Origin of the sequence: Tabrizicola sp. (assembly GCF_041913445.1) — a bacterium.
Taxonomy (GTDB): domain Bacteria; phylum Pseudomonadota; class Alphaproteobacteria; order Rhodobacterales; family Rhodobacteraceae; genus Tabrizicola.
Genome location: NZ_JAYSFG010000025.1, coordinates 18,746 through 44,647 on the forward strand (window position 1 = coordinate 18,746; position 25,902 = coordinate 44,647).

The window sequence follows — 25,902 nt, forward strand, 5'->3', positions numbered from 1 at the left end:
GGAGCCCTCCCATGTCTTCAGCTACGGCGGTCCAAACGCCGAAAGCCTTCAAGCCGCGCATCTTCTCGGGCATCCAGCCCTCGGGCGGGTTGACGCTTGGCAACTACCTCGGCGCGCTCAAGCGCTTTGTCGAAAAGCAGGACGAGGGGATCGAGACGATCTACTGCATGGTCGACATGCACGCGATCACCGTGTGGCAGGACCCGGCCAAGTTGCGTCACCAGACCCGCGAAGGCGCTGCGGCCTTCATCGCCGCCGGGATCGATCCGAAGCGGTCCATCCTCTTCAACCAGTCGCAGGTTTCGGCCCATGCCGAGCTTGGTTGGATCTTCAACTGTGTCGCGCGGATGGGCTGGATGTCCCGCATGACCCAGTGGAAGGACAAGACCGCCGGCAAGAACGCCGAAGCGGCGAGCCTGGGTCTCTTCGGCTATCCGGCCCTGATGGCGGCCGACATCTTGGTCTATCAGGCCACGATGGTTCCGGTGGGCGAAGACCAGAAGCAGCACCTGGAGCTGACCCGCGACATCGCGATCAAGTTCAACAACGATTACGGGGTGGATTTCTTCCCGGTGGTGGAGCCGCTGATCGAAGGTGCCGCGACCCGGGTGATGAGCTTGCGGGATGGCACGAAGAAGATGTCGAAGTCCGACCCCTCGGACCAGAGCCGCATCAACCTGACCGACGATGCCGACATGATTGCCGCCAAGATCCGCAAGGCGAAGACCGACCCGGAACCGCTGCCCGAGACCGTCGAAGGCCTCAAGGACCGGCCCGAGGCGCGGAACCTGGTGAACATCTACGCGGCCCTTGCCGGCCACACGGTCGAGCAGGTCGTCCGCGACTTCGCGGGTGCGCAGTTCGGCACCTTCAAGCCCGCGCTGGCCGACCTTGCCGTGGCCAAGCTGTCGCCGATCACCACCGAGATGAACCGCCTGATGGCCGACCCCGGGGAGATCGACCGCATCCTCGGCGACGGGGCCGAACGCGCCGACGCCATCGCCCGGCCGATCCTGGAGCAGGTCTACGACATCACCGGCATGATCCGCTCGCGCCGGGGCTGACTGTCACATGGCCGATTCATCCCCCCGCTAGGGTCGGGCTGTTCGGAGATGCGATCTGTCCCCATCGCCTGGCCGGGCCCCGCTGTCCCCTGAGGGCCCGACCCAACCCGACATGCCCCCGTGCCCCCGCACGGGGGCTTTTTTCTACGGCGCTTCGTGGGGATGCTCTTCTGAGGGCAAATGGGTCTGGCCTGGCGAGGTCTCGATCCCCTCCGGCCCGTAGACCGCCGCGTGCAGGCCCCAGTAGAGCGCCGCGAAGCCCGCCAGCGCCAGCAACAGCCCCGGCGGGATGCCCCAGAGCGTCTCTCGTAGCGCCCGCCAATGGTGCAGGCGAGGGCTTGGGTCCACCACGATCAGGACCAGGATCGCCATGATGAGCGCGTGGCCCACCAGGTCGATCCGCCCGAATGGCCAGACTGCTGCCGTGAAGATCACCAGAAGCGCCAGCGCGGACAGTCGGCGCACCAAGGGCGTGCCGGTCAACCCGAAGCCGAGTGTGAACTCGGCCACACCGGCCATCGGGATGAAGATGTCGCGCGGCAGGCCGAATGTGAGGAATGGCTTCTCTTCGACCAGCGGGTAGAACCAGTCGGGATAGGCGAACTTCTCCAGGCTTGACCACATCAGCGCGATGGCCACCCCCCAGCGCAGGACCTGGAAGCGCAGCCCGCGCCAGTCCCAGTCGCCGCTGGCCGCAAGCACCAGATAGCCCGCCGTCGCCAGCCCCAGCGCGAGGTAGTCCAAGAGGTGAAAGAAGTCGTAGTCGCGCAGCGCCAGCACCCACAGCGCGATGATCCCCAGGGCCGACAGCGGCATGGTCCAGCGCCAGAACACCCCGGCTGCGATGGCAAGCTGCGCCCAGCTCACCCATTCGCTGGGGGTCTGCAGGTCGGGCGTCAGGTAGACCCCGCCCACCGAGAAGATCGCGACGAAGAACGCGCCGATGACCGCCCGCATGAAGTCGTCGGCCCTGGTCCAAAGCGGTGCGGTCCCGTTGTCGATCCCCGCCAGGATCGCCATGCCAAGCGAGGTCCACTCGATGATCCGGGTCGCCAGGAAGAAGACCAGCACCAGCCCAAGCGCCGCCCAGAACCACGGGTCGCCTAGCGTGAGCCAAGGCGAAGCCGGGGCTGCGCCGACGATGAAGGGCGCGAACCATTTCACATGAGCGAGTGCGGGGGTGGCGGCCAGGGCGATCAGGGCTGCCAGTGTCCAGCGCGGCATCGGGGCCTCCTCTGGACCCACAACGCCGCAGCCTGCAAACGGTTGCGTCTGCTCGCGGATTCAGCGCCGGGGTTTTCCACAGAAGATTTGCCAAGAAAACGCTTTACAGGCTTCCGCTTTGGCCACACCATATTTAGTAAGGGAAGCGTCGGGCAAACGCTGACCCTTGCCAGACACCCAGCTTCTTGTGGGTCGCGGCCCGCCTGAAGCTTCATTATGAGGCCGGGCAATGTCGCTTTCCGAAGATTATGCGTCGATGGAGGATCTCCATCCCATCGACATCGTCGAAAGCCTTGCCGAACACCACGCCTGGGAATTCGACCGCGTCACCGACGACCAGATCGCGATGGCGGTGGAAGGTCAATGGCGCACCTACTCTCTGACGCTGGCCTGGTCCGAGCAGGACGAGACGCTGCGCCTGATCTGCACCTTCGAGATGGAGCCGCCCGAGGACAAGCTTTACGCGCTGTACGACGTGCTGAACCGCTGCAACGACATGGTCTGGACCGGGGCCTTCACCTGGTGGGCGGAACAGAAGCTGATGGTCTGGCGCTACGGCCTTGTGTTGTCGGGTGGGCAGGTCGCGGGACCCGAGCAGATCGACCGGCTGATTTCCAGCGCCGTCCTTGCCGCGGAGCGCTTCTACCCGGCCTTCCAGCTGGCGATGTGGGGCGACCAGACGCCGGCCGAGGCGATGAAAGTCGCCATTGCCGAGGCCTACGGCCGCGCCTAACCTGCCCCCGGTTTGAAGGGGGGTTCCATGAGCTTGGACCGTGTCGCCCGGGATGGGCTGGTGCTGCTTGGCTGCGGCAAGATGGGGACGGCTTTGCTGACCGGCTGGCTGGCGGCGGGGGTGCCTCCGGCCTCGGTCTGGGTGATCGAGCCAAACCCGACCGACTGGCTCAAGGGGAGCGGGGTCCATCTGAACAAGGGGGTGCCCGCAGCCCCCGCCGTGGCGCTGCTGGCCGTCAAGCCGCAGATGATGGGCGCGGCGCTGCCCTCGCTTCAGGCCCTGGGGAACGGCACGACGCTGTTCGTGTCGATTGCGGCGGGCACCAAGATTTCCACCTTCGAAGAGGTGCTCGGCGCGCGGACCCCCATCGTCCGCACGATGCCGAACACGCCCGCCATGGTCGGGCGGGGGATCACCGCGCTCTGCCGGAACGCCCATGTCTCGGAAGCGGATTTCGCCCTGGCCCGCGACCTGATGGCCGCCGTGGGGCAAGTGGTGGACCTGACCGGCGAGGACCAGATCGACGCGGTGACCGCCGTTTCCGGCTCGGGCCCCGCCTATGTCTTTCACCTCATCGAGACGCTGGCCGCCGCGGGAGAAGCCGAGGGCCTGCCTGCCGACGTGGCGATGCAACTGGCCCGCGCGACGGTCTGCGGGGCGGGGGAGCTGGCCTTCCAAAGCCCTGAAACTGCGGCGCAATTGCGGATCAACGTGACCTCTCCCGGTGGCACGACCGCCGCGGCGCTGGGGGTGCTGATGGACCCGGAGAGCGGCTTCCCCGCGCTTCTGAAACGCGCCGTGAAGGCCGCCGCCGACCGTGGCCGGGAGCTTGGGAAATGACCATCACCTATGCCGATTTCGAGAAGGTCGACATCCGCGTCGGCCGCATCACCCGGGCTGAGCCCTTCCCGGAAGCGCGGAAGCCGGCCTTCAAGCTCTGGGTCGATTTCGGGCCGGAGATTGGCGAGAAGCGGTCCTCGGCGCAGATCACCAAGCATTATACCATCGACCAGCTGGTGGGCCGTCAGGTGCTGGCCGTCGTCAACTTCCCGCCGCGCCAGATCGGGCCGGTGATGTCCGAGGTGCTGGTCCTGGGCCTGCCGGACGAGGAGGGCGCGGTGGTGCTGATCGGGCCGGGGCACGAGGTTCCCTTGGGAGGAAAACTGTTTTGAAACCGAAGCTTCTGATCACCCGCCGCCTGCCCGACCGTGTGCTAGAGGCAGCGCGCGAACGGTTTGACGTCACCCTGCGCGACCGGACCGAGGTCCTGTCCGCCGAGGAGCTGCGGGCGGCGCTGCGGGACTATGACGCCGTGCTGCCGACGCTGGGCGATCGCTTCCAAGCGGACGTTTTTGCTGACGTTCCGGCACCCCGGGCGAAGATCCTGGCGAACTTCGGGGTGGGCTACAACCACATCGACGCCGAGGCCGCGAAGGCCGCGGGGATCGCGGTCTCGAACACTCCCGGCGCGGTGACGGATGCGACGGCGGATATCGCGCTGAGCCTGATCCTGATGACCGCGCGGCGGCTTGGAGAAGGGGAGCGGATCCTCCGGGCGGGCAAGTGGGAGGGATGGGGGCCGGTGCAGATGCTGGGCACCCATGTCACCGGAAAACGCCTTGGAATCATCGGGATGGGCCGGATCGGCAAGGCCATCGCCAAGCGCTGCCACTACGGCTTCGACATGGAGGTGGTGTTCTACAACCGCTCGAAGGTCGAGGATGCCGGAATGCCCGCGCGGCAGGTGGAGATGGCCGAGGCGATGGCGGCGGATTTCGTGGTGGTCGCGGTGCCGGGGGGCAAGGCCACGCATCACCTGATCGACGCCAAGGTCCTGGGAATGATGAAGAAATCCGGGATCTTCGTGAACATTTCCCGGGGCGATGTGGTTGACGAGACGGCGCTGATCGACGCGCTGCAGAAGGGCCAGATCGCGGGGGCGGGGCTGGATGTCTATGAGTTCGAGCCGAAGGTCCCGGCGGCGCTGATGGCGATGGAGAACGTCACCCTGCTGCCGCATCTGGGCACCGCTTGCCTGGAAGTGCGCGAGAACATGGGGATGATGGCGGTGGCGAACCTGGTGGCCTGGGCCGAGGGGAAGGCCCCGCCGAACCTGGTTAACCCCTGATTAACGGAAGGTGAAGCGTCTGGCATCCGTCTGGCATCTGTCGGGCAACCGTCCAGACGCGAAGACGGGCGGAAGCTTCGTTAACGCCTGCGCCCCGCGCGTAAGGTGGGCAATTTGCCCACCCTACGCTTGCGCATCAGGCGGCGGCCTTCTCGCCCGCGAACCGGCCATAGAAGGTCTCGCCCTTCTCGGCCATCTCGCGCAGCAACGCCGGGGCGTGGAATCGCGGCCCGAACTGGGCCGTCAGTCCCCGGCAGATGTCCACCGCACGGGTCGCGCCGATCATGTCGAGCCAGCTGAACGGACCACCCGACCAGGGCGCGAAGCCCCAGCCGAGGATCGCGCCGACGTCGCCTTCGCGGATGTCGGTCAGGACGCCCTCTTCCAGCGCCCGCACCGCCTCCAGGACCTGCGCGAAGAGAAGACGGTGCTGCACGTCGGTCAGGGAGGGCTGCATCTTGTCCTGTGGATACTTCTGCTCCAGCCCGTCCCAGAGGCCCAGGCGTTCGCCCTTTTCGGAATAGGCGTAGAAGCCGGCGTTGGCCTTCTTTCCGAGCCGGCCCTGGTCGGCCATCCAGAAGAGGACATGGTCCACCGCCTCGTCCGGGTAGTCCTTGCCCATCGCGGCCTTGGTCGCCTTGGCGATCTTCACGCCGAGGTCGATCGAGGTCTCATCCACCAGCTGCAGCGGACCCAGCGGCATGCCCACCAGCTTCGCGGCATTCTCCACCAGCGCCGGTTCCACCCCCTCTGCCACCATGCGGATGCCTTCGTTGATGTAGGGGATGATGCAGCGGTTGGCGTAGAAGAAGCGGGCATCATTGACGACGATGGGGGTCTTCCGGATCTGGCGGACGAAGTCCAGCGCCTTGGCCACGGCCTTGTCGCCGGTGGCCTTGCCCCGGATGATCTCGACCAGCATCATCTTGTCGACGGGCGAGAAGAAGTGGATGCCGATGAACTGCTCCGGCCGCTTGCTCACCGCAGCCAAGCCGGTGATGGGAAGGGTGGAGGTGTTCGTCGCGTAGATGCAGTCTGGGCCGACGGCGGCTTCGACCTTGGCGGTGACCTCGGCCTTGACCTTCGGGTCCTCGAACACGGCTTCCACTATCAGGTCAGAGCCCGAGAGCGCCGCGTAATCGGTCGTCGCGGTGATCCGGCCCAGCACCTCGGCCTTCTTCTCAGCCGTCACCTTGCCGCGCTTCATCCCCTTGTCGAGGATGCCTTCGGAATGCGCCTTGCCGCGATCCGCTGCTTCCTGGGTGGAGTCGATCAAGACGACCTCGATCCCGGCATTGGCGGCGACATAGGCGATGCCCGCGCCCATCATGCCTGCGCCGATCACGCCCAGCTTCCGGACGGCCATATCCTCGACCTTCGGCCGGTTCGCGCCCTTCTCCAGCGCCTCCTTGTTGATGAAGAGGCTGCGGATCATCGCGGTGGAGGAGGGGTTCATCAGGACCGATGTGAAGTGCCGTGCCTCGATCTTCAGCGCGGTGTCGAAGGGGACGAGCGCGCCTTCGTAGACCGCCGCAAGCAGGGCCTTCGCCGCCGGATAGACGCCCATCGTCTTGCCGTGGACCATCGCCGAGGCGCCGACGAAGGTCATGAATCCCGCCGGGTGGTAGGGCGCGCCGCCGGGCATCTTGTAGCCCTTGGCGTCCCATGGTTTCACCAGATCGGCGTCGGTGGCCGACAGCACCCATTCCTTGGCACGCTTCAGAAGATCCTCCGGGGCCACGACCTCGTCGATGATGCCGGCGGCCTTGGCCTCTTTCGGAGACGACAGCTTCCCCTCCAGCAGGAACGGTGCGGCGGCCATCGCGCCCAGCTTGCGGACCAACCGCGTCGTGCCCCCCGCGCCAGGGAAGATGCCGACCATGATCTCGGGCAGGCCGATCTTGGCCTTGGGATTGTCGGCGGCGATGATCCGGTGGCAGGAGAGCGGCAGTTCCAGCCCGATCCCCAGCGCCGTGCCGGGCAGGGCCGCCACGATGGGCTTGCCGCCCTTGAGGCTTTTCGGGTCCATCCCCGCGCGTTCGATCTTGCGCAGGACCTGGTGCATCTGCATGACGCCGTCGAAGATCGCTTGCGCGCCCCCCGCCCGCATCTTGGCGATGACGTTCAGGTCCATCCCGCCGGCGAAGTCCTTCTTCCCGCTGGTGATGATGACGCCCTTCACCGTGCCATCCGCCAGCGCCTGGTCGATCAGCCCGTTCAGCACCATGAACGCCTCGGTCGACATGACGTTCATCGACTTCGACGGAACGTCCCAGGTGATGGTGGCGACGCCATCGGCGTCGGTGGTCATGGTGAAGTCGGTCATTCAGAGCTCCTCAGTTAGCCAGGTGTCCCGGTCCAGCCGGGTCAGCAGCATGGGCCAGCGCGCTTCGTCTGTAGTGTTGTGGATCTTGATCGCCTTCCAGGCGCCGTCGTAGCAGCCGATCCACATCTTCGAGTGGAAGACGGGAAGGGCCAGTTTGTCACCGGCCATGAGCCGGGTCTCATACACGCCGACAATGTGGTCGTTGCCCTGAAAGGTGGCGGCCTGCACGGTGCGCAGCATGTCGGTGACGCCCCGGATGCGGATCATCTCGACGAATTCGTCGAACCCCTCTTCCAGATCGGCGAGGGTGCGGACGGTCAGGTTTGCTGAGGATGTCAGAATGCTCAGCGGCAGTTGAATGCGAGAGGCGTAAACGTCGAACCATTCATTCATCACGGCCTTGCCCATTTCGTCGAGATAGGCTTGCAGGATCGTGGTTGCCCGCATCCGTATTGCTCCCATTCGTCTGTGGTGACGGCCACCCCAGAGCTTGAGCGGGCGTGGCCGGGGCGGAATGCCCCGGACAATACAACCTCGAAGGGAAGTTCCGGTTCCCGACAAATTCAAAAAAATCTTTTTGTCAGTCTGGATCATCGGGGGCCCGTCCAGTCCGAGCCGTCCTTGTAGGTGAATCGCGCTTTTCCGGCGTCGATCTCGACGCGAAGGTCGACGTCCGAGTAGGTTGCCACCTCACGCGGGGCCTTCGTGCCGACGACGAGGAACCGGGCCACGCGGTCGGAGCGGTTGATGAAGTGGTGTCCGTCGGTCGACCCGGCCGGAAAGGCGGCGCAGTCGCCGGCGCGCATCAGGGTTTCGCCCGCGTCCTGGACCAGGATGCACTCGCCTTCAGTCACCATGACGAATTCGTCCTCGTTCTGGTGCCAGTGGCGCAGGGAGGACAAGGCGCCGGGTTCCAGCGTCACGAGATTCACGCCGAACTGGGTCAGACCGCCGGCATCGCCCAGCCGCAACGAAGACCGGCCCTTCATCATGCTGGCGTAGGGTTCGGGGTAGATTGATCCGGTCTTGACCGGAACCTTGGTGGGGTCGATCACGGGCATTGCCTGGCCTCCTGCAGTTGGGCTGACGCCCAACCCGGACCGCCCGGCGTCAGGCCGACAGCGCGAGCGCCTCGAACTCCTGGTGCAGCTCGGGCATCGACAGGCGGGTATAGTTCACCATCTCGACGCGGGGGCCAAGCTCGGTCGCGCGGCAATAATAGATCGCTTGCGACACGCGCATCTCGCCCGAAGGCATGACCAGTTCCTGCCAGTCCACCCAAAGCCGGTAACGCCCACCGCGGGGCAGTTCGACCGCACGGATCTTCGGCTGCAGCGCTACGACGCCGCCCAGAAGCATCGACCGGCGCAGGATGGCGAAGACCAGAACAGCTTCCTCGGGCCCGGTCAGCAGCATCCGCTGTTCGGGCAGGAAGACCGGAAGCGGGAAGATGTAGGACTGAAGCAACTCGTCTATACGTCCGGCCAGAAGATGCTCGCCCCGGCTGCGGAAATGGGCTGCTGCTTGAGAGTACATGGCGAAAGGGTGCCTCAAAACGGTTTGAAGAAGCATCCATCTTGGGAGAATCACCCCAGGGGCGACGTAGGATTGCGACATCGGGTGCGACGGTAGCGACAACGACCGTGTCATCCGCTCGCCAGCCGCGAAAATGCCCAACCCCGTGCATCTCGGTCACACCCGTTCGATGATCGTGGCCGCGCCCATGCCGCTGGCGATGCACAAGGTGGCGAGGCCCAGTTCCTTGTCCTGCCGCTCCAGTTCGTCAAGGAGGGTGCCGATGATGATCGCGCCCGTCGCACCCAAGGGGTGGCCCATCGCGATGGCGCCGCCGTTGACGTTTACCAGCGCAGGGTCGACATCGAAGGCTTGCTGGAAGCGCAGCACGACCGAGGCGAAGGCCTCGTTTACCTCGAAGAGGTCGATGTCGCGGATGCCGATCCCGGAGTCCTTGAGGATCTTCTGCGTCGCCGGGACCGGGCCGGTCAGCATGATCGTGGGGTCGGTCCCGATCTTCGCCGTCGCGCGAATGCGGGCGCGGGGTTTCAGACCGTGGGCCTTGCCGAACTCGGCATTCCCGATCACCACCGCTGCCGCCCCGTCCACGATGCCCGAGGAGTTGCCCGCATGGTGGATGTGGTTGATCCGCTCCAGGTGCGGGTACTTCATCATGGCGACCTTGTCGAAGCCCGGCATGACCTCGCCCATCGCCTTGAAGCTGGGGTCAAGACGGCCAAGGGCCTGCATGTCGGTGCCGGGGCGCATGTATTCGTCGGTGGCGAGGATCGGCAGGCCGTTCTGGTCCTTGATCGTGAGGACCGACTTCTCGAACCGACCTTCGGCCCAGGCCGTGGCGGCGCGGCGCTGGGATTCCACCGCCAGCGCATCGGCGTCGTCGCGGGTGAAGCCATATTCGGTGGCGATGATGTCGGCACTGATCCCCTGCGGCACGAAGTAGGTCTTCATCGCAAGCGTCGGGTCCACGGCGATGGCCGCCCCGTCCGAGCCCATCGCGACGCGGCCCATCATCTCCACGCCCCCGGCGATGTAGGCATGCCCCGCGCCGCCTTTCACCTGGTTCGCGGCAAGGTTCACCGCCTCCATTCCGCTGGCGCAGAAGCGGTTGATCGCAAGGCCCGGGATGCGTTCGTCAAGGTCCGAGGCCAGCACCGCCGACCGGGCGAGGCAGCCGCCCTGTTCGCCCACCTGGGTGACGTTGCCCCAGATCACATCCTCGATGACATGGCCCTCCAGCCCGTTCCGTTCCTTGACCGCGTTCAGCACCTTGGCCGACAGCGCGACCGAGGTCAGCTCGTGCAGAGACCCGTCGGGACGGCCCTTACCGCGGGGGCTGCGGACGGCGTCGTAGATGTAGGCGTCGGTCATCGTGGTCTCCTTACGCGGGGAAGGCCCGCTGCATCAGGTCGTAGGGGTGTTTCCAGCCGGGCAGGGCGGCGATGCGGTCCAGCCAGGCATCGATGTGCGGCCAGTCCTTGCGGTCGAAACCGTAGGGCTCGGGGTAGTAGAGGTAGCCGCAGCAGGACAGGTCCGCGATGGTGACGGCGTCGCCCGCGACCCAGGTCCGGTCCGCAAGATGGTCGTTCAGCACGGTGTAGGCGGCCTTGAGGCGGCCCTGCAGGAAGGGGATCACGCCCTCGGGCCGCTTCTCGGGTGGCAGGAAATTCATCAGGAAGCGGCAGGTGCCGATGGTGGTGGAAAGCTTGTGGTTGTCCCAGAAGAGCCAGCGCAGCACCTCGCGCCGTTCGGCGGCGGAACGGCCTCCGAGCTTGCCGGTCTTGGAAGAGATGTAGTCGAGGATCACGCCGGACTGCGTCAGCGTCAGGTCCCCGTCCACCAGGACCGGGACCTCTCCCATCTCGTTGATCTTCTTGAACTCCGCGCTCCGCGCCTCGCCCTTGAAAAAGTCGACGAAGACCGGCTCCCAGTCGAGATCCGCCATCTCCAGCGCCAGAGCGCATTTGTAGGCGTTGCCGCTTTCACCGAAGCAGTACAGTTTCATGCCCATCCCTCCCAAGATCTGGCGCAGGCGGGCCACGTGGCCCGCCCCTTCGGGCAGAAGCCTAGAACGCCTCGGCAGTCAGCGCCATGACGGGATCGGCCCCGCTTTCGATGCGCATCAGGTGCATCGCGCAGGCGGGAAGCTGGCGGGCCATGTAGAAGCGGCCGGTGGCGATCTTCGCCTCGTAGAAGTCGCGGTCCTGCGCGCCGGCATCCAGCGCCACATAGGCGGCTTTCGCCATCTTCGTCCACATCAGGCCCAGGCAGACATGGCCCATCATGTGCATGAAGTCGTAGGACCCGGCCAGCGCGGCGTTGGGGTTCTTCATCCCGTTCTGCATGAAGAACATGCCCGCCTGCTGCAGTGCCTTGGACGCGGTCTTGAGCGGTTCCACGAAGCCCTTCATCCGCTCGTCGCCGTCATGCGCCTTGCATTCGGCCTTCACCATTTCGAAGAAGGCCATCACATGCTTGCCGCCGTCCGTGGCCAGCTTCCGGCCCACCAGGTCCAGCGCCTGCACGCCGTTCGCGCCTTCGTAAATCATGGCGATCCGGGCATCGCGGGCGAACTGGGACATCCCCCATTCCTCGATGTAACCGTGGCCGCCATAGACCTGCTGGGCCTGCACCGCCATCTCGAAGCCCTTGTCCGTCAAGAACCCCTTCAGGACCGGGGTCATCAGGCCGATCAGCCCGTCTGCCGCGGCGTCGCCGTTATGCGCCCGGTCGATCAGCGTCGCCCCCCAGAAGGCCCAGGCGCGCGCGCCCTCGACGAAGCTCTTCTGTTCCATCAGGTTGCGGCGGATGTCGGGGTGGACGATCAGCGGGTCGGCCGGGCCATTGGGGTTCTTGGCGCCGGTCACGTCGCGGCCCTGGAGGCGGTCCTTCGCATAGGCCAGGGAGTTCTGATAGGCCGCCTCGGCCACCGCATAGCCCTGCAGCGCCACGCCAAGCCGGGCCTCGTTCATCATCGTGAACATGGCCTTCATGCCCTTGTGAAGCTCGCCCAGCAGCCAGCCGGTCGCGCCGTCGTAGTTCATCACGCAGGTGGCGTTGCCGTGGATGCCCATCTTCTCTTCGACCTTGCCGACGCTGACGGCATTGCGGTCGCCCAAGGAGCCATCCTCGTTCACCAGGAACTTCGGCACGATGAAGAGGCTGATGCCCTTCGTCCCCTCGCCGCCGCCCGGGGCCTTTGCAAGGACCAGGTGGACGATGTTCTCGGCCATGTCATGCTCGCCGGCCGAGATGAAGATCTTCTGGCCGGTGATCTTGTAGGACCCGTCGGCCTGCGGTTCGGCCTTGGTCCGCATCATGCCCAGATCGGTGCCGCAATGCGGCTCGGTCAGGTTCATCGTGCCGGTCCAGTCGCAGGAGACCATCTTCGGCAGCCATTTCTGCTTCTGCTCCTCGGTCCCGTGGACGAGGATCGCGGAATAGGCGCCGTGGGTCAGGCCCTGGTACATGTTGAAGGCCATGTTGGCCGAAACGAAGGCCTCGTTGACGGCCGTGTGCATCAAGTAGGGCAGGCCCTGGCCGCCGTATTCGGGGGCCGCGTCCAGCGACATCCAGCCGCCTTCGGACAGAGTGCGGAACGCCTCCTTGAAGCCTTTGGGGGTGCGCACGACGCCGTTTTCCAGCTTGCAGCCTTCCACGTCGCCGACCTGGTTCAACGGAGCCAGGATGTCCTGAGCGACCTTGGCGGCCTCGTCCAGCACCGCCTCGGTGAAGCTTCTGTCAAGGTCGCCATAGCCGGGGATATCGGCGGCGGACACCTTCAGAACGTCGTGCAGCACAAACTGCATGTCCTTCACGGGGGCGGTGTAGCTGGGCATCTTGTCCTCTTCCCTTCTTCGGTCCTTCAGGCCGCGCGGTCGGGCACGAGACCCTTGGCTGCGGCATCCTTCAACTCGGCCTTCAGCTCGGCGATGGCCACGTCCAGTTCCGCGCGCTGGGCCTCCATCTCGGCCAGGCGCTTCACGCCCAGCTCGTAGGCCTTCTGCCGCTGGGCGGTCAGCCCGCCGTCACGGTCGTAAAGATCCAGCGTTTGCCGGATGTCCTCGAGGCTGAAACCGAACCGTTTGCCACGCAGGATCAGCGCCAGCCGCGCCCGGTCCCGCCGGGTGAACAGCCGCCGTGTCCCGACGCGGATCGGGGTCAGCAATTCCTTGGCCTCGTAGAACCGCAAGGTGCGCGGGGTGACTTCGTAGGCATCGCACATCTCGCGGATGGTCATCACGTCATTAGGTACACTGGAAGACATCGGTTACACTCACAGTCGGGGAAGCATCAGAAGCGGCAGATGCGAACCCGTACCCATGATTACCAGACTAGTTGACGTTAACGTCACTATGACGTCACGTCAGATTCCTGCCTGACGTGAAGTCATGGGTAGAGTGGCAACCATGGCGGGTGACGCAAGGGAAAGGGCCGGGCGTCGGAAGCCCGCCCCAGGGGTCTTGGGTTCTATTGCAAAACCATGCCGTCGGGCCAGCTCAGGCTGTGCTCCAGAGTGATCGTCTGCTTGCTTCCGGCTGCAAGATCGAACTCCCAGGCCAGGATGCCGCGCTGGCCCTCGACGTCGGTTTCCGTGGGCTCGGGGCTGGCGGTCACGTCGATCTCGAGCTCGTCCTGCTCGCTGTAGGGCACCTGGTCCAGGATGCGGACGGGCCAGGCTTCGGTCCCGGTGTTCTCGACCGTGATGACCGCGCTTTCGGTGCGCGCGTTGGCGCTGCTGAAGACGCCGGTTTCGCCCTCAGCCCGCTTCGGCATCTCGCGCTTGACGGTCACCGTCTCGATGGCACCGAAGCCCACGTCCGTCTCCACCCCGGGGGCGATCACGTCCAGCCAGGTGGACCCGACCAGCACCCCCTCGCGGAAGAGCATCGCCTGACCGGGGAGCAGCGGCTCAGCGCTGGCATTGGTGAAGCTCGCCATGACGAAGGCGGTCTTGTCCAGCCGCGGAACGGCCACGGCTTCGACCACCGGGGCGAAGTCCAGGCTGTCGAGCGCCAGCCGCAGGTTCTCGGCCCCCGTCGCGACGGTGACGGGTTCGGGGTAATTGTAGACGACCGTATCGCCCTCGTAGCCCACCCCGGCGGTGATCGGCGCGGTGATCGGTTCTGCTGCGGGGGCCGTTTCGTAAAGCGCCTCGCTTGTCCCGAAGTTCTTGCGGGCCAGGTCCTCGGCGTCCATCTCCGGGGAAATCGCCAGAAGCTGGGGCCAGAGTTGCGACGGCGCGGACTGTTCTGCAGGGCGAGAGGAGGAAAGTGTCAGCGCCACCCCGTCCCAGTCTTCGCCGGTGTACTGCGTGACGAGTGCCGAACGGCCAAGGATCAGCTTGTCCCCGCCCTGCCGCGTCAGGTTCAGATCGTAGACCGGCTGCCAGCTTGCGTTGCCGACGTACTGCGTGATGGTAAGGGTCTGCTTGCCCGCCGCGGTGGCCGTGACGGCCGCCTGCAGCGCCGTGTACTCGGTGTCAGCCGCGGGAAGCGCGTCCAAGGCGGCCTGGGCGTTGGCCAGCGCCTCTTGCGCATCGGTCACCGCCTTCTCTGCCGGCGGCAGTTCGGCCTTTGCGGCAAGCGCGGCCTGGCGGGCGGCCAGCGTCTCGGTCCCGATCATCCCAGCCATCGCCTTGATCGTGTCGGGCGTCGCACCGTCGGGCAATGCACCCGTGAACGAGGACAGGAAGCGCACCTGCGCCTCTGCCGCTTCGACCTTGGCCGTGATCGCCTCCAGTGCCAGTTGGGCCTGGTCGGCAGCGGCCTGGGCGGCCTCGACGTCCGCCTTGGCGGCTTTCTGGTCCTCGGTCAGCGGGTCTTCGCGCGGGGGCAGGCGGTCGGCCCGCAGGGCGAATGCGCCCACCTGCAGGCCCTCCATGGCCAGAAGGCGGATCATCCCGGCGTCGCTGTCATAGGGCAGGTCGGTGACCAGAAGGTCGTGCACCCCTGCTGAGGGGGCGGTGAAGGTCACCTCCCGCGTCAGTTTCGCGCCGTCGGGGTAGACGGTGACGGCGGTGATCCGGCTGGTGGCCAGAAGGGTGTCGGCCCAGGCGGGCAGGGCGGTCGTGGCAAGCAGGGCGGCAATGAGGGCGCGCATCGGCGGGGCCTTTCGGTTGAGGTCGCCGCACGCTAGGCCCGGGCTTGCCTTAGGGACAAGGCGGGGAAACCCGTCCCAAGGATCTGCTTGCCGCCTGCGTCAACTCATCTCGAACCGCGCGGGATCGGGGCCGCACCGCTCGCCCGTGTCCAGAGAGGCGATGGCCGCCATCTCGCCCTCGGTCAGGCTGAAGTCGAAAAGCGCGAGGTTCTCGAGTAGGCCGGCCTCACGCGTGGACCGCGGGATCACCGAGGCGCCGATCTGGATGTGCCAGCGCAGGACCACCTGAGCCGGGGTCCTGCCGGTGCGCCTTGCGGCCGCTTGCACCGGAGCTGCGTCGAAGCTGAGGCCCTGACCGAGCGGCGTCCAGCTTTGCGTGACGATGCCGTGCCTGGCATGGAATGCCCGCAGCGCCGACTGCTGCAGGCGTGGGTTGATCTCGACCTGGTTCAACACCGGGGTGACGCCGGTCTCGCCGATGATCCGTTCCAGATGCGGCTCCTGGAAGTTCGACACGCCGATGGACAGTGCCTTGCCGTCCTCCTTCAGCCGGATCAGCGCGCGCCAGGTCTCGAGGTACAGGTCCTTGGACGGGCAGGGCCAGTGGACAAGGAGAAGGTCGACATGGGTCAGCCGCAGCCGCTTGAGGCTCGACTCTGCCGCCCGAAGCGCCTTGTCGAAGCCCTGGTCGCTGTTCCAGACCTTGGTCGTGACGAAGATGTCCTCGCGCGGCAGTCCAGACCGCCGGATGCCCTCGCCCTGGCCTTCCTCGTTGCCATAGATCGCAGCGCCATCGACCAGCCGGTACCCAAGGCGCAGGGCGGTGGCCGTGGTCTCTGCCGTGCTCGATGCCGGCACCTGCCAAAGGCCGAAGCCCAGTTGCGGGATCTGGCGGCCGTCAGAAAGGGAAAGCATCTGGGTCATGGGTGGTCTCCTGTGGGGTGGACAGGAAAACCGTTGTGTCGGACAGGTGCAAGGGGTCCGTTCGGCAGGTCCCGGACCCGATCAGTCTGGACCAAGCCCCAGGGCTTCAGTCTGCGTCGAGGCCAAGACTGCGGGCCTTTTCCCGGGCCGACGCGGTGAACTCGGCGATGAAGCGCAATGCCACCGGGCTTGGTGTCCGGCCCAGGCGCCAGTGCAAGCCGACCGTGCGCATGCAGGCGGGGTCGCGGAGAGGGCGCGCCGACAGCGCTGCGGGCAGGTTGACGGTGGCGAGCGACGGCAGAAGCGTCACACCCATCCCCGCCTGGACCATCGCCATCAGCGAGGCGACGTTGCGCACCGATAATCGGGCGAGTCCGGCTCGCTTCTGGAATTCCGCAGAGGGCAGGTTGCGGGACGCCTCGTTCAGGATCATCGTGGTGCCGTCCAGATCAGACCAGTCCAGATCATCCGTCCGCTGCGCAAGCGCGCTGTCGCTGCGGCAGACCAGCTTGAACGGATCACGGAAGATGGTCTCGCTGGCAAGTCCAGGCAGGTCGCCCGGCAGGCCCGCAATCCCAAGGTCCACTTCGCCCGTTTCCACCAGATGGCGGACGTCGGTGCTGTCGGTGTCGACAAGGTCGATATCAAGGTCGGGCCGGTTGGCTGCGAAAGCCTGCAGGAATTCCGGCAGCAGCATCGTGGCGACCGACGGGACCGAGGCGATGCGCAACTTGCCACTGCGTGCCTTCGACTGCGCTTCGATCCGCTCCATCGCGCGGTCGAAGTCGCGCAGGACGATCACGGACTGGTCGTAGAGGAAGCGCCCCATCTCGGTCAGGGTGGACTTGCGATCCGTCTCGAACAGAGGGCAGCCCAGCCGGTCCTCGATCTGCTTCAGCGTCATCGAGACGGCCGAGGGCGTTCGGTACAACCGCTCGGAAGCGTCCTTGATGTTGCCGTGATCCGCGACCTCGACGAAGGTCCTCAGCGCTTCAAGCCGCAGCATGTTCAGTCCCATTGAAGTTTTCACAAGAAATACTGTGTTGATCTTAATCTGGCAATCGGCACCCTTCCGGCCGCGACAGGAGGAAGACATGGCGATCGAGCTGGACCTGGACAGTGTGGAGGCGCTGGCGCTGCGTCGGCTGTGCGAAGCGGGGGCAAGCTTGTCGCAAGCTGCGCCGGTCGCGCGGTCGATCCGGGCGGCAGAACGAGATGGCGTGCGGTCGCACGGGCTGATGTATCTGCCGGTCTATGTCGAGCATCTGGCCTGCGGCAAGGTTGACGGCAATGCCGTCCCGGTGCTGGACCGGCCGCGCGCCGGGGCGGTGACGGTCGACGCAGCGCATGGTTTTGCCCATCCAGCCATCGACCTTGGCCTTCCGGTCCTGCTGCAGGCCGCGCACGACTGCGGGATTGCGGCGATGACGCTGCGCCGGTCCTACAACTGCGGAGTGCTGGGCCACCACGCCGAGCGGATCGCCGAGGCAGGGTTGATCGGGCTGTGCTTCACCCATGCCCCGGCCTCGATCGCGCCGGTGGGCGGGCGCTTGCCGGTGATCGGGACGAACCCCTTCGCGCTTGCGGTTCCGGACGGGGCGGGAGGCGCGCGGTTCGTGCTGGACCAGTCGGCAAGCGTGGTGGCCAAGTCCGAGGTGATCCTGCGGTCCCGGCGCGGCGAGGCGATCCCGGAAGGCTGGGCACTGGACGCCGAGGGACGACCGACGCGGGACGCTGCTGCGGCGCTGAAAGGGTCGATGCTTCCTGCCGGCGGGGCGAAGGGTTTTGGCACTGGGCTGCTGGTCGAGGTTCTTGCCTCGGCCTTGGCAGGGGCGATCCCAAGCCGCGAAGCCTCGCCCTTCTCCGGCTCGGTCGGCGGTCCCCCGGCCACGGGGCAATGTTTCCTGGCGATCGATCCTGCCGCTTTTGCCGAAGGTTTCGTGGACCGGATCGCGGCGCTGGCGAATGCGATCGAACTGCAGGACGGTGCGCGCCTTCCTGGCGCTCGGCGCTTGGCGGCGCGGGCTCGGATCGACTCGTCTGGCGTCCGTCTTGACCGCGACCTGGCGGATCGGCTGGGGCTACATGTTCAATCTGATTGAAGTGAATCTAATTCGTTGTCGTTTGATTGAAGCGGACAGTCTTCTCTACCCTGAGCATCAGTGAGGAACGGGGCAGAAGCTCCGCCCGGAACAGGAGAGGCGCAATGAAACAGACGATACGCTTTACGGCACTTGCGGCCACGGCCCTTGCAGGCACGATCCACGCACACCCCGCCGCCGCCCAGGATTGCGGGACGGCAGGCACCATCACCGTGGCCGAGATGACCTGGCTGTCGGCCGCCACGCTGGCCCATGTCGCCCAGAAGATCATGGCCTCGGGCTACGGCTGCGATGCTCAGCTGGTTCCTGGCGACACGGTGCCGACGGCCACGTCGATGCTGACCCGTTCCGAGCCCACGGTCGCGCCCGAGCTTTGGGTTTCCACCGTGCAGGCGCAGTGGGACCAGATGCAGGAGAAGGGCAATGTCTACAAGGCATCCGACATCTTCTCGGGCGGCGGGCAGGATGGGCTTTGGGTGCCGGACTACGTGCTGGAGCAGAACCCCGGCCTGAAGACGATCGAGGACCTCGCGGCGAACTGGCAGATCTTCGAGGACAACCAGAGCCCCGGCAAGGGGCGGCTCTACAACGGCCCGCCCGGATGGGCGAGCGAGGTGATCATCACCAACTACTACAAGGCTCTGGGCCTTGGGGACACGTTCGAGCTGTTCTCGCCGGGGTCGGGCGAGAACCTGAAGGCATCGATCGCGCGGGCGGTGGCGCAGGGCGAGCCCTGGGTCGGCTATTACTGGGGGCCGTCGGACGTGGTCGGGAAATACAAGCTTGTGCGCCTCGGGATGCCGGAAAGCGACCGCGAGAAGTTCACCTGCCTGACCGACGCCAACTGCGCCGATCCGCAGGTCACGGGCTGGGCTGCGGGCGAGGTGGCGGTGGCCGTGGTGTCCGATCTGAAAGAGCAGGCACCGGCCGTGGCCGATTTCCTGTCGAAGATGCAGGTCCCGAACGACGAGATCTCGGAAGTGCTGGCCTGGGGCGACGACAACGGCGCCACCCCCGAGGAGGTCGCGGTGCATTTCCTGAAGGACTACGAATCGATCTGGACCGCCTGGGTCCCGGCCGAGGTCGCGGAAAAGGTTAAGGCGGGTCTCTGACCCGGGCCTTGGAAAGGCACGTGCCGCCCAGGGCCTGGGCGGCACGTCGATAGAAGGACACCGCACATGACATCCGGCTTTCCGGAGCTTTGGGATACCCGCGCCTTTGGCCGTATGTTGGACCAGGCCTTCAATGACCTGGTCGCCAACTGGGGCGAAGCGCTGGAAATCCTGTTCATGCCCGTCCTGCGCTTCATTACCGGGCTGGAGAAGGGCCTGCAGGTCTTGCCCTGGTGGGTGGTGGTGCTGCTGTTCGCCGCGGCCACCTATGCGGCCGGACGCCGGGTGGTGCCGGTCGTCGTGGTGGCAGTGCTGCTGGTGCTGCTGGGTCTGCTTGGCGTCTGGAACGAGGCGATGGCGACAGTCGCGCTGATGCTGGCCGCGACGATCCTCTCGGTCCTGGTCGGGGTTCCCCTGGGCATTGCCATGTCCCGGTCCGACCGGGTGCGGGGCGCGATGCTGCCGGTGCTCGACATCATGCAGACCATGCCGATCTTCGTCTACCTGATCCCTTTCGTGATGCTGTTCGGCCCCGGCAAGATACCCGCGCTGCTGGCCACGATCGTCTTCGCCATCCCGCCGGTGATCCGGCTGACCGACCTTGGCATCCGCCAGGTCGATCCCGAGATCGTCGAGGCCTCGCGGTCCTTCGGGGCCTCGCCGCGCCAGCAGCTCTGGACCGTCCAGGTGCCGCTGGCGATGCCGACGATCATGGCCGGGATCAACCAGACCACGATGATGGCGCTGTCGATGGTGGTCATCGCCTCGATGATCGGGGCGGGGGGGCTTGGCTACCAGGTTCTGCAGGGCATCCAGCGGCTCGAGGTGAGCCGGGGCCTGATCGCGGGTCTGGGGATCGTGCTTCTGGCGATCATCTTCGACCGCATCGCGCAAAGCTATGGCCGCCGCGTCCAGGCCAACCTGCACCGGGAGGCAAAATGATGCGCCCGGTGAAGATAAGGGTCGAGGGCGTGTCCAAGGTCTTTGGCCGTGACCCCAAGGCGGCGCTGGCCAAGGTGCGCTCCGGGATGGACAAGGCACGGCTCAAGGACGAGACGGACCATGTGCTGGGGCTGCACGACATAACGCTCGACATCCGCGAGGGCGAAATCTTCGTCATCATGGGCCTGTCAGGCTCGGGCAAGTCGACGCTGATCCGCCATTTCAACCGGCTGATCGAGCCGACCGGCGGGCGCATCCTCTTCGATGGCGAGGATATCCTGACCTATGACACCGCGCGCCTGCAGGCGTTCCGGCGGCGCAAGGTGGCGATGGTGTTCCAGCGCTTCGCGCTTCTGCCCCACAGGACGGTGATCGATAACGTGGCCTACGGGCTGACGCTGGACGGGGTGCCGAAGCCCGAGGCTCAGCGGCGCGCGGGAGACCAGATCGCGCTGGTGGGCCTTTCGGGCTTCGAGACGAGCTATCCGGCACAGCTGTCGGGCGGGATGCAGCAACGCGTCGGGCTGGCGCGGGCACTCGCCACGGATGCCGAGGTCCTTCTGATGGACGAGGCCTTCTCGGCCCTGGACCCGCTGATCCGGCACGACATGCAGGTGCAGTTGAAGGACCTTCAGGCGCGTCTAGGCAAGACCATCGTCTTCATCACTCATGATCTCGACGAGGCGCTTATGCTGGGCGATCACATCGCGATCCTGAAGGACGGCACACTCCGCCAGGTGGGGACGGGGGCCGAGATCCTTGCAGCCCCGGCGGACGACTATGTGGCGCGCTTCGTGCGGGACGTGAACCGGGGACGCATCCTTCTGTGCGGTGCCTTCGCCGAGGCCGGGCTGGTCCCGGTTGCCGACGCTCCGGTGATCGCTGCCGATGCGACCCTGGAAGCTGCCTTTGCCGCCTTTGCGGACGGGGCGGAGACCTTGGCCGTCAGGTATGCGGACGGCCGCATCGCCGGGGCGCTGACGCCGCGCCGGGTGATGGAAGCACTGGCCCGGACATGAGCCCGGACATGAGGATGACGATGGAAACGCGGAACTACCTTGCCGGGGAATGGTGCGAGGGTGCCACTACCGTGGCCAACGTGAACCCCTCGGATTTGTCGGACGTGATCGGACATTTCGCCCAGGGCTCGGCGGCGGATGTCGACCGCGCCGTTGCCGCCGCGCGCGAGGCGCAGCCGAAATGGTGGGCCGCTGGCATCCAGCGCCGCCACGACGCGCTGATGCAGATCGGGACAGAGCTCATGGCCCGGTCGGCCGAGATTGGCGCGCTCCTGTCGCGTGAGGAGGGCAAGCCGCTGGCCGAAGGCAAGGGCGAGGTCTACCGCGCGGGACAATTCTTCACCTGGTTCGCCGCCGAGGCTCTGCGTCTGCAGGGCGACCAGGCGGAAAGCGTCCGCCCCGGCATCGAGATCGAGGTCCGTCGCGAGCCCGTCGGCGTGGTGGCCATCGTGACGCCCTGGAACTTCCCGGTGGCGACGCCCGCCTGGAAGATTGCCCCCGCGCTGGCTTACGGCAACGCCGTGGTCTGGAAGCCCGCGAACCTGACGCCGGCCTCGGCCGTGGCGCTGGCCCAGGTGATCGCAGCCGCGGGACTGCCGACGGGGACCTTCAACCTGGTGATGGGTGCGGGCCGTGACGTGGGAGACCGGCTGGTCGGTCATCCGGACGTGGCAGCGGTCAGTTTCACCGGGTCGGTCGAGGTGGGGCAGGGGATTGCCGCGCGGGTCCTGGCCAACCGGGCGAAGCTGCAGATGGAGATGGGGTCGAAGAACCCCATGCTGATCCTGGACGACTGCGACATGGACCTGGCCGTGGCGCATGCCTGCAACGCGGCCTTCGGCGGGACAGGACAGAAATGCACCGCTGCGTCGCGCCTGATCGTGCACCGCAAGGTGCTGGAGGAGTTCACGGAGCGCCTGGTCAAGGCGGCCGAAACGCTGCGCGTGGGTCATGCGCTGGCCGAAGGGACCCAGATCGGCCCAGTGGTCAGCGCGGGGCAATTGTCCGCGAACCTTGCCTGGATCGACCGGGGTCGGGCGGAAGGGGCAGAGCTTCTGACCGGCGGGCAGCGGGTGGAACGGCCGAGCGAAGGCTACTTCATGGCCCCTGCCGTCTTTGCCGGCACCCGCAACGATATGGCGATGAACCGCGAGGAGATGTTCGCTCCCATCACCTGCATCATCCCGGCGGACAGCTATGCCGAGGCGTTCGCCATCGCCAACGACACGCCCTTCGGCCTGACGGCGGGGATCATGACCCGCAGCCTGTCCCGCGCCGCACATTTCCGCGCCAATATGCGCGCGGGCTGTGTCATGGTGAACCTGCCCACGGCAGGGACCGACTACCACGTCCCCTTCGGTGGGCGCGGGTTGTCGTCCTTCGGACCACGCGAACAGGGGCGGTACGCCGCCGAGTTCTTTACCACGGTCAAGACCGCCTACCTGGCGGCAGGGGTTCCGGAATGAGTTTCCTGATCGACGGGCTGCAATACTCCAATTGGTCCGAAGAAATCTTCCGCCAGATCCGGGCGGGCGGGGTGGATGCGGTCCATGTCACCATCGTCTACCACGAGAATTTCCGTGAGACGGTAGCCAGCATCGAACGCTGGAACCGCTGGTTCGAACGCTGGCCCGAGCTGATCTTCCAGGGCTTCACCGCCGAGGACATCGCGACCGCCCGCGCCACTGGACGGACGGCGGTGTTCTTCGGCTCGCAGAACCCCAGTTGCATCGAGGACGACATCGGCCTGGTGGAAGTCCTGCACCGGCTTGGACTGCGGTTCATGCAGCTGACCTACAACAACCAGTCGCTCCTTGCGACCGGCTGTTACGAGGCGGACGACACCGGCCTGACCCGCATGGGCCGCGAGGTGGTGGCCGAGATGAACCGCGTCGGCATGGTGGTCGACATGAGCCATTCAGGCGAGCGGTCCACCTTGGCGGCGCTGGAACATTCCACCCGTCCCATCGCCGTCACCCATGCGAACCCGGCCAGCTGGCACCCGGCGCGGCGCAACAAGTCGGATACGGTCATTGGAGCCTTGGCCGAGACCGGGGGAATGTTGGGCTTTTCGCTTTATCCCCATCACTTGAAGGCCGGAACCGCCTGCACACAGTCCGATTTCTGCACGATGATCGCGCGGACCGCCGAACGGTTCGGCACGCATTTCTTGGGTATCGGCACCGACCTTTGCCTGAACCAGCCCGACAGCGTGGTGGAATGGATGCGCACGGGGCGCTGGACCAAGACCGTGGACTATGGCGAGGGCAGCAAGGACGCCCCCGGATTTCCGGCCATGCCCGACTGGTTCCGCGACAACCGCGACTTCGGGAACATCGCCAGCGGCCTTAGGGCGGCAGGGTTTTCCGAACCCGAAGTCGCGGGGATCATGGGCGGCAACTGGGCACGGTTCTTTGCCACCTCCTTCGGCGCGGCGCGAACGCAGGGAATGAAGAGGGCGGCGGAATGACCATCTTAAAGCGTCAGGGGCTGGGCGACGTCGCCGCGCGGGATCCCGACGTGGTGATGCGCCTGTCACGCATGGGCTCGGCCCATCCCACTCGGCTGTCCTTCCTGCGGGTCCTTCTGCGGCGCCTGCAGGCGGAGAACTGGAGCTTCGACCGCCCGGTCTGGGAGGTCGATGACCGCGGCGTCGGCCGTGCCGTCTATCGCGCCATCGGACCCGGCCGAACCTATTCGCTGGTCGCCTTCGCCCATGACCTGCCGGACGAGTTGCGCTCGGACCGGGTGATCGCCACGGCCTGGGACGCGACCTTCGCGCTTTTCGATGGCGAACCGAATGCCGCCGACCTGGACCGGCTTGCCGCCAACGTGCCCTTGCAGGAAGCCGGGCGGATCAGCGCGCGCGAGCTGGCGCTTAGCCGTGCAAACCGCTCGGTGCGGCTTTTTGCGCATGTGGTCGACCGCCTGGCCGAGGGGTGTCAGCCCGACGCGTCGGAAATCGACGCGGTGGGATATCTGATGCGCACCACGGCCGTCTACGGATCGGGCAAGTTCGGTGCGGCCGACCGGTCCGACATCTGCGACCGGCCCGAGCTGAAGGCGCCCTTCCAGGCCGAGATGCTGTCGGTCTGGTTGATCCGGGCCTTCACGGTCGACATCGCCGAACACATGGCGCGGGTGAAGGGCGGGACGCGGGCGGTGGCGCTGGACCGGGACCTGCGCCGCCGGCTGGGCGTCGGCAACTCCACGGGTCTGGGCATGGCCCCGTTCCTGGTCCGGCATCCGCGACTTCTGAACAACTGGATGCAGGTCCGGGAAACGGCATTGGCCCGGGTCAGGACGCTCCCTGCGGCCACGGGCGAGGCGCTGTCGGGGTTCCGGCAGGCGCTGGACGCGGCCATGGAAACCGCCCGGTTGTGGCAGAGCGCGCATCCGCTGCAGACCGCCAAGCTGGACTGCCTGCGCGCCGACCTCGACCGCCTTGCCGCGCATGTGACGACCGATTGGGACCCCCGGTCCCGTCTCCCCTGGGATGCGCTGTGGCGTTGGGCCGAAGCGAGCCTCTCCGAGGAGGGCCAGGAATGCCTGGTGTCCCTGCTGCTTGAACCGCAGGGTGCTTGCGTCGACGATCTGGCCGAGGGTCTGGACGCCGACGAGGCCAGCGGCTTCACCATCGACGGCAGCATGAAGCTGTCGCAGCTCCGTGCCCTCGTGGCCCGCGACTACCATTGGGTGACGCGCTTCGATTTCGCCGATCCGGCCCGGATTGCCCGGTTCTGGTATGTGTCGGAAGAGAAGCTGGAACCGCGTCTGGGGAACCGGCATCTCGAGCCTGGGCAAGAGCGCGAGCAACCACTTGGGATCGCGCGGGACATCGTCGCGCTGGTCCGTGACCTCGATGCCTGGACCGGCGATCCGATCCTTGCGGGTTTCCTGTTGCGCCACCCCGAGCATCGCCACATGGTCCGCCGCGTCCTGATGCTGCAGGGCCTGCCCTATGCCGAGATCCGGGATAACGTCTTGGATGAGACCATGCTGCCCATCGACATCCTGCGCTTCAAGCTTGCCTTCTTCGGCGCGACACGTTTCGACCCCCGGTCGGACCGCTGGGTCCGGATCAGCCTTTTCCAGGGAATGCCCTTTCCGGACGAACTGGGCAGCCCGTGATGGCCGAGCTGATCGACTTCGCCCATTCCGAACTGAGCGCCCTGGTGACCAAGGCGGCCCGTGGCGCCGGTCTGAGCTGGGGCCTTGCCGAGGAGGCCGGCTGGGCGGCCGAATGGCTGTCCCGGCGCGGTCTGCCCGCGGCCGCCTGGGCGGCGGAGTGGCTGGCGCAGGCAGTCGAAGGCAGGCCAACTCCGGTCGAGGTTGGTGTCGCCATCACGGACGCCCTTCCCGCCGCGCCGAGCTTGTTCCTTGGGGCAAACCTTCCCGACGGGATGTCCGCACCGGGCTATCTTCTGCCGTTCCTGCACCGCGTTGCGATACGCCTGGGGCAGGCGGAAATCATCACGCCCCTTGGCCTTGGCGCCCGGGTCCAATCTGACGGCACCGCGGTCTTCGGACCAGGCTGGTCGGACAGGACGGCCGGCTGGAGCGTCGTCTCAGCCGGCCGCGAGGTTTCCAGCCGGGCCGGCGCGCCGGCATCGGTGATCGACTGCCTGCAGGGTCTCGCCCTGCGGACGACCGTCCCGCCATCCGACACCTCGCGCAGGCAGGCCGGTGCATC

Annotated in this window: 25 protein-coding genes; 13 read left to right on the forward strand and 12 right to left on the reverse strand. The window is 66.4% G+C overall.

The window, feature by feature from the left end; translation table 11 throughout:
- Window positions 1–11 precede the first annotated feature (11 nt).
- The gene (gene trpS / locus ACE3Q6_RS19605) at window positions 12–1,064 is read left to right on the forward strand and encodes a tryptophan--tRNA ligase (RefSeq protein ID WP_374436150.1); all 1,053 of its coding nucleotides are present in this window, start codon (window positions 12–14) and stop codon (window positions 1,062–1,064) included.
- A 144-nt stretch (window positions 1,065–1,208) separates the two neighbouring features.
- On the opposite strand, the gene ACE3Q6_RS19610 is transcribed toward trpS, so the two are convergent.
- Window positions 1,209–2,288: a DUF305 domain-containing protein gene (locus ACE3Q6_RS19610; protein ID WP_374436152.1), complete on the reverse strand. Its 1,080-nt coding sequence runs from the start codon at window positions 2,286–2,288 to the stop codon at window positions 1,209–1,211.
- A 229-nt stretch (window positions 2,289–2,517) separates the two neighbouring features.
- Here ACE3Q6_RS19610 and ACE3Q6_RS19615 point away from each other — a divergent pair, with 229 nt between their 5' ends.
- Genes ACE3Q6_RS19615 through ACE3Q6_RS19630 form a run of 4 tightly spaced genes read left to right on the forward strand, consistent with a single transcriptional unit; the run spans window position 2,518 to window position 5,149 of the window.
- Entirely contained in the window at window positions 2,518–3,021 is a 504-nt protein-coding gene (locus ACE3Q6_RS19615) for a YbjN domain-containing protein (RefSeq protein WP_374436155.1), read from the forward strand.
- Between the two features lie 27 nt (window positions 3,022–3,048).
- Complete coding sequence (gene proC / locus ACE3Q6_RS19620; RefSeq protein WP_374436157.1) at window positions 3,049–3,861, forward strand: pyrroline-5-carboxylate reductase; 813 nt, start codon at window positions 3,049–3,051, stop codon at window positions 3,859–3,861.
- Window positions 3,858–4,193 (forward strand): tRNA-binding protein, encoded by a 336-nt coding sequence (locus ACE3Q6_RS19625; RefSeq protein ID WP_374436160.1) that lies wholly within the window; start codon window positions 3,858–3,860, stop codon window positions 4,191–4,193. The genes proC and ACE3Q6_RS19625 overlap by 4 nt, the downstream gene beginning before the upstream one ends.
- Window positions 4,190–5,149 (forward strand): 2-hydroxyacid dehydrogenase, encoded by a 960-nt coding sequence (locus ACE3Q6_RS19630; protein ID WP_374436162.1) that lies wholly within the window; start codon window positions 4,190–4,192, stop codon window positions 5,147–5,149. Before ACE3Q6_RS19625 ends, ACE3Q6_RS19630 begins: the two co-directional genes overlap by 4 nt.
- Window positions 5,150–5,285: 136 nt before the next feature.
- Here the strand turns inward: ACE3Q6_RS19630 and ACE3Q6_RS19635 are convergent, their stop codons facing one another.
- The 11 genes from ACE3Q6_RS19635 to ACE3Q6_RS19685 all read right to left on the reverse strand — a co-directional run bounded on the left by ACE3Q6_RS19635 (window position 5,286) and on the right by ACE3Q6_RS19685 (window position 17,040).
- Window positions 5,286–7,475, reverse strand: coding sequence for a 3-hydroxyacyl-CoA dehydrogenase NAD-binding domain-containing protein (locus ACE3Q6_RS19635; RefSeq protein WP_374436164.1), 2,190 nt, complete (start codon window positions 7,473–7,475; stop codon window positions 5,286–5,288).
- The gene (locus ACE3Q6_RS19640; RefSeq protein WP_374436165.1) at window positions 7,476–7,922 is read right to left on the reverse strand and encodes a hypothetical protein; all 447 of its coding nucleotides are present in this window, start codon (window positions 7,920–7,922) and stop codon (window positions 7,476–7,478) included.
- Between the two features lie 143 nt (window positions 7,923–8,065).
- A complete protein-coding gene (locus ACE3Q6_RS19645) occupies window positions 8,066–8,536 on the reverse strand; it encodes a cupin domain-containing protein (RefSeq protein WP_374436167.1) in 471 nt (156 codons plus the stop codon).
- A gap of 49 nt (window positions 8,537–8,585) precedes the next feature.
- The gene (locus ACE3Q6_RS19650; RefSeq protein WP_374436169.1) at window positions 8,586–9,011 is read right to left on the reverse strand and encodes a hypothetical protein; all 426 of its coding nucleotides are present in this window, start codon (window positions 9,009–9,011) and stop codon (window positions 8,586–8,588) included.
- A 156-nt stretch (window positions 9,012–9,167) separates the two neighbouring features.
- A complete protein-coding gene (locus tag ACE3Q6_RS19655; RefSeq protein WP_374436173.1) occupies window positions 9,168–10,379 on the reverse strand; it encodes an acetyl-CoA C-acetyltransferase in 1,212 nt (403 codons plus the stop codon).
- A 10-nt stretch (window positions 10,380–10,389) separates the two neighbouring features.
- Window positions 10,390–11,019 carry a glutathione S-transferase family protein gene (locus tag ACE3Q6_RS19660; RefSeq protein WP_374436179.1) on the reverse strand — a complete coding sequence of 210 codons (630 nt, stop codon included), beginning with the start codon at window positions 11,017–11,019 and terminating at the stop codon, window positions 10,390–10,392.
- 55 nt (window positions 11,020–11,074) lie between these two features.
- Complete coding sequence (locus ACE3Q6_RS19665; RefSeq protein ID WP_374436196.1) at window positions 11,075–12,847, reverse strand: acyl-CoA dehydrogenase C-terminal domain-containing protein; 1,773 nt, start codon at window positions 12,845–12,847, stop codon at window positions 11,075–11,077.
- Between the two features lie 26 nt (window positions 12,848–12,873).
- Complete coding sequence (locus ACE3Q6_RS19670) at window positions 12,874–13,275, reverse strand: MerR family DNA-binding transcriptional regulator (RefSeq protein WP_374436222.1); 402 nt, start codon at window positions 13,273–13,275, stop codon at window positions 12,874–12,876.
- 203 nt (window positions 13,276–13,478) lie between these two features.
- Window positions 13,479–15,110, reverse strand: coding sequence for a DUF4139 domain-containing protein (locus ACE3Q6_RS19675; RefSeq protein WP_374436229.1), 1,632 nt, complete (start codon window positions 15,108–15,110; stop codon window positions 13,479–13,481).
- A gap of 99 nt (window positions 15,111–15,209) precedes the next feature.
- Window positions 15,210–16,034, reverse strand: a complete 825-nt coding sequence (locus ACE3Q6_RS19680) for an aldo/keto reductase (RefSeq protein WP_374436233.1) — start codon at window positions 16,032–16,034, stop codon at window positions 15,210–15,212.
- Between the two features lie 106 nt (window positions 16,035–16,140).
- Window positions 16,141–17,040 (reverse strand): LysR family transcriptional regulator, encoded by a 900-nt coding sequence (locus ACE3Q6_RS19685; RefSeq protein WP_374436235.1) that lies wholly within the window; start codon window positions 17,038–17,040, stop codon window positions 16,141–16,143.
- Window positions 17,041–17,128: 88 nt separating this feature from the next.
- Here ACE3Q6_RS19685 and ACE3Q6_RS19690 point away from each other — a divergent pair, with 88 nt between their 5' ends.
- From ACE3Q6_RS19690 to ACE3Q6_RS19725, 8 genes are all read left to right on the forward strand, one after another.
- Window positions 17,129–18,136, forward strand: coding sequence for an Ldh family oxidoreductase (locus ACE3Q6_RS19690; RefSeq protein ID WP_374436244.1), 1,008 nt, complete (start codon window positions 17,129–17,131; stop codon window positions 18,134–18,136).
- A gap of 104 nt (window positions 18,137–18,240) precedes the next feature.
- Window positions 18,241–19,248: a glycine betaine ABC transporter substrate-binding protein gene (locus tag ACE3Q6_RS19695; protein ID WP_374436245.1), complete on the forward strand. Its 1,008-nt coding sequence runs from the start codon at window positions 18,241–18,243 to the stop codon at window positions 19,246–19,248.
- A gap of 66 nt (window positions 19,249–19,314) precedes the next feature.
- On the forward strand, window positions 19,315–20,190 hold the full coding sequence (locus ACE3Q6_RS19700) for an ABC transporter permease (protein WP_374436248.1): 876 nt from the start codon (window positions 19,315–19,317) through the stop codon (window positions 20,188–20,190).
- Window positions 20,190–21,209, forward strand: coding sequence for a glycine betaine/L-proline ABC transporter ATP-binding protein (locus ACE3Q6_RS19705; RefSeq protein ID WP_374436254.1), 1,020 nt, complete (start codon window positions 20,190–20,192; stop codon window positions 21,207–21,209). The genes ACE3Q6_RS19700 and ACE3Q6_RS19705 overlap by 1 nt, the downstream gene beginning before the upstream one ends.
- 14 nt (window positions 21,210–21,223) lie before the next feature.
- Window positions 21,224–22,675, forward strand: a complete 1,452-nt coding sequence (locus tag ACE3Q6_RS19710; RefSeq protein ID WP_374436268.1) for an aldehyde dehydrogenase family protein — start codon at window positions 21,224–21,226, stop codon at window positions 22,673–22,675.
- Window positions 22,672–23,679 carry a membrane dipeptidase gene (locus tag ACE3Q6_RS19715; RefSeq protein WP_374436255.1) on the forward strand — a complete coding sequence of 336 codons (1,008 nt, stop codon included), beginning with the start codon at window positions 22,672–22,674 and terminating at the stop codon, window positions 23,677–23,679. Before ACE3Q6_RS19710 ends, ACE3Q6_RS19715 begins: the two co-directional genes overlap by 4 nt.
- Window positions 23,676–25,340, forward strand: coding sequence for a hypothetical protein (locus tag ACE3Q6_RS19720; RefSeq protein ID WP_374436261.1), 1,665 nt, complete (start codon window positions 23,676–23,678; stop codon window positions 25,338–25,340). Before ACE3Q6_RS19715 ends, ACE3Q6_RS19720 begins: the two co-directional genes overlap by 4 nt.
- Window positions 25,340–25,902: DUF3726 domain-containing protein (locus ACE3Q6_RS19725; RefSeq protein WP_374436263.1), on the forward strand; the 563-nt coding region annotated here is incomplete at its 3' end. The genes ACE3Q6_RS19720 and ACE3Q6_RS19725, both read left to right, overlap by 1 nt.

Bases quoted from the DNA above. Each gene is read 5' to 3' on its own strand.
- ACE3Q6_RS19695 (WP_374436245.1), top strand. From the start codon at position 18,241: ATGAAACAGACGATACGCTTTACGGCACTTGCGGCCACGGCCCTTGCA.
- ACE3Q6_RS19675 (WP_374436229.1), bottom strand. From the start codon at position 15,110: ATGCGCGCCCTCATTGCCGCCCTGCTTGCCACGACCGCCCTGCCCGCC.
- ACE3Q6_RS19625 (WP_374436160.1), top strand. From the start codon at position 3,858: ATGACCATCACCTATGCCGATTTCGAGAAGGTCGACATCCGCGTCGGC.
- ACE3Q6_RS19715 (WP_374436255.1), top strand. From the start codon at position 22,672: ATGAGTTTCCTGATCGACGGGCTGCAATACTCCAATTGGTCCGAAGAA.
- ACE3Q6_RS19645 (WP_374436167.1), bottom strand. From the start codon at position 8,536: ATGCCCGTGATCGACCCCACCAAGGTTCCGGTCAAGACCGGATCAATC.
- ACE3Q6_RS19650 (WP_374436169.1), bottom strand. From the start codon at position 9,011: ATGTACTCTCAAGCAGCAGCCCATTTCCGCAGCCGGGGCGAGCATCTT.
- proC (WP_374436157.1), top strand. From the start codon at position 3,049: ATGAGCTTGGACCGTGTCGCCCGGGATGGGCTGGTGCTGCTTGGCTGC.
- ACE3Q6_RS19660 (WP_374436179.1), bottom strand. From the start codon at position 11,019: ATGGGCATGAAACTGTACTGCTTCGGTGAAAGCGGCAACGCCTACAAA.
- ACE3Q6_RS19615 (WP_374436155.1), top strand. From the start codon at position 2,518: ATGTCGCTTTCCGAAGATTATGCGTCGATGGAGGATCTCCATCCCATC.
- ACE3Q6_RS19690 (WP_374436244.1), top strand. From the start codon at position 17,129: ATGGCGATCGAGCTGGACCTGGACAGTGTGGAGGCGCTGGCGCTGCGT.
- ACE3Q6_RS19685 (WP_374436235.1), bottom strand. From the start codon at position 17,040: ATGCTGCGGCTTGAAGCGCTGAGGACCTTCGTCGAGGTCGCGGATCAC.
- trpS (WP_374436150.1), top strand. From the start codon at position 12: ATGTCTTCAGCTACGGCGGTCCAAACGCCGAAAGCCTTCAAGCCGCGC.
- ACE3Q6_RS19700 (WP_374436248.1), top strand. From the start codon at position 19,315: ATGACATCCGGCTTTCCGGAGCTTTGGGATACCCGCGCCTTTGGCCGT.
- ACE3Q6_RS19720 (WP_374436261.1), top strand. From the start codon at position 23,676: ATGACCATCTTAAAGCGTCAGGGGCTGGGCGACGTCGCCGCGCGGGAT.
- ACE3Q6_RS19640 (WP_374436165.1), bottom strand. From the start codon at position 7,922: ATGCGGGCAACCACGATCCTGCAAGCCTATCTCGACGAAATGGGCAAG.
- ACE3Q6_RS19665 (WP_374436196.1), bottom strand. From the start codon at position 12,847: ATGCCCAGCTACACCGCCCCCGTGAAGGACATGCAGTTTGTGCTGCAC.
- ACE3Q6_RS19635 (WP_374436164.1), bottom strand. From the start codon at position 7,475: ATGACCGACTTCACCATGACCACCGACGCCGATGGCGTCGCCACCATC.
- ACE3Q6_RS19655 (WP_374436173.1), bottom strand. From the start codon at position 10,379: ATGACCGACGCCTACATCTACGACGCCGTCCGCAGCCCCCGCGGTAAG.
- ACE3Q6_RS19670 (WP_374436222.1), bottom strand. From the start codon at position 13,275: ATGTCTTCCAGTGTACCTAATGACGTGATGACCATCCGCGAGATGTGC.
- ACE3Q6_RS19705 (WP_374436254.1), top strand. From the start codon at position 20,190: ATGCGCCCGGTGAAGATAAGGGTCGAGGGCGTGTCCAAGGTCTTTGGC.
- ACE3Q6_RS19710 (WP_374436268.1), top strand. From the start codon at position 21,224: ATGACGATGGAAACGCGGAACTACCTTGCCGGGGAATGGTGCGAGGGT.
- ACE3Q6_RS19610 (WP_374436152.1), bottom strand. From the start codon at position 2,288: ATGCCGCGCTGGACACTGGCAGCCCTGATCGCCCTGGCCGCCACCCCC.
- ACE3Q6_RS19680 (WP_374436233.1), bottom strand. From the start codon at position 16,034: ATGACCCAGATGCTTTCCCTTTCTGACGGCCGCCAGATCCCGCAACTG.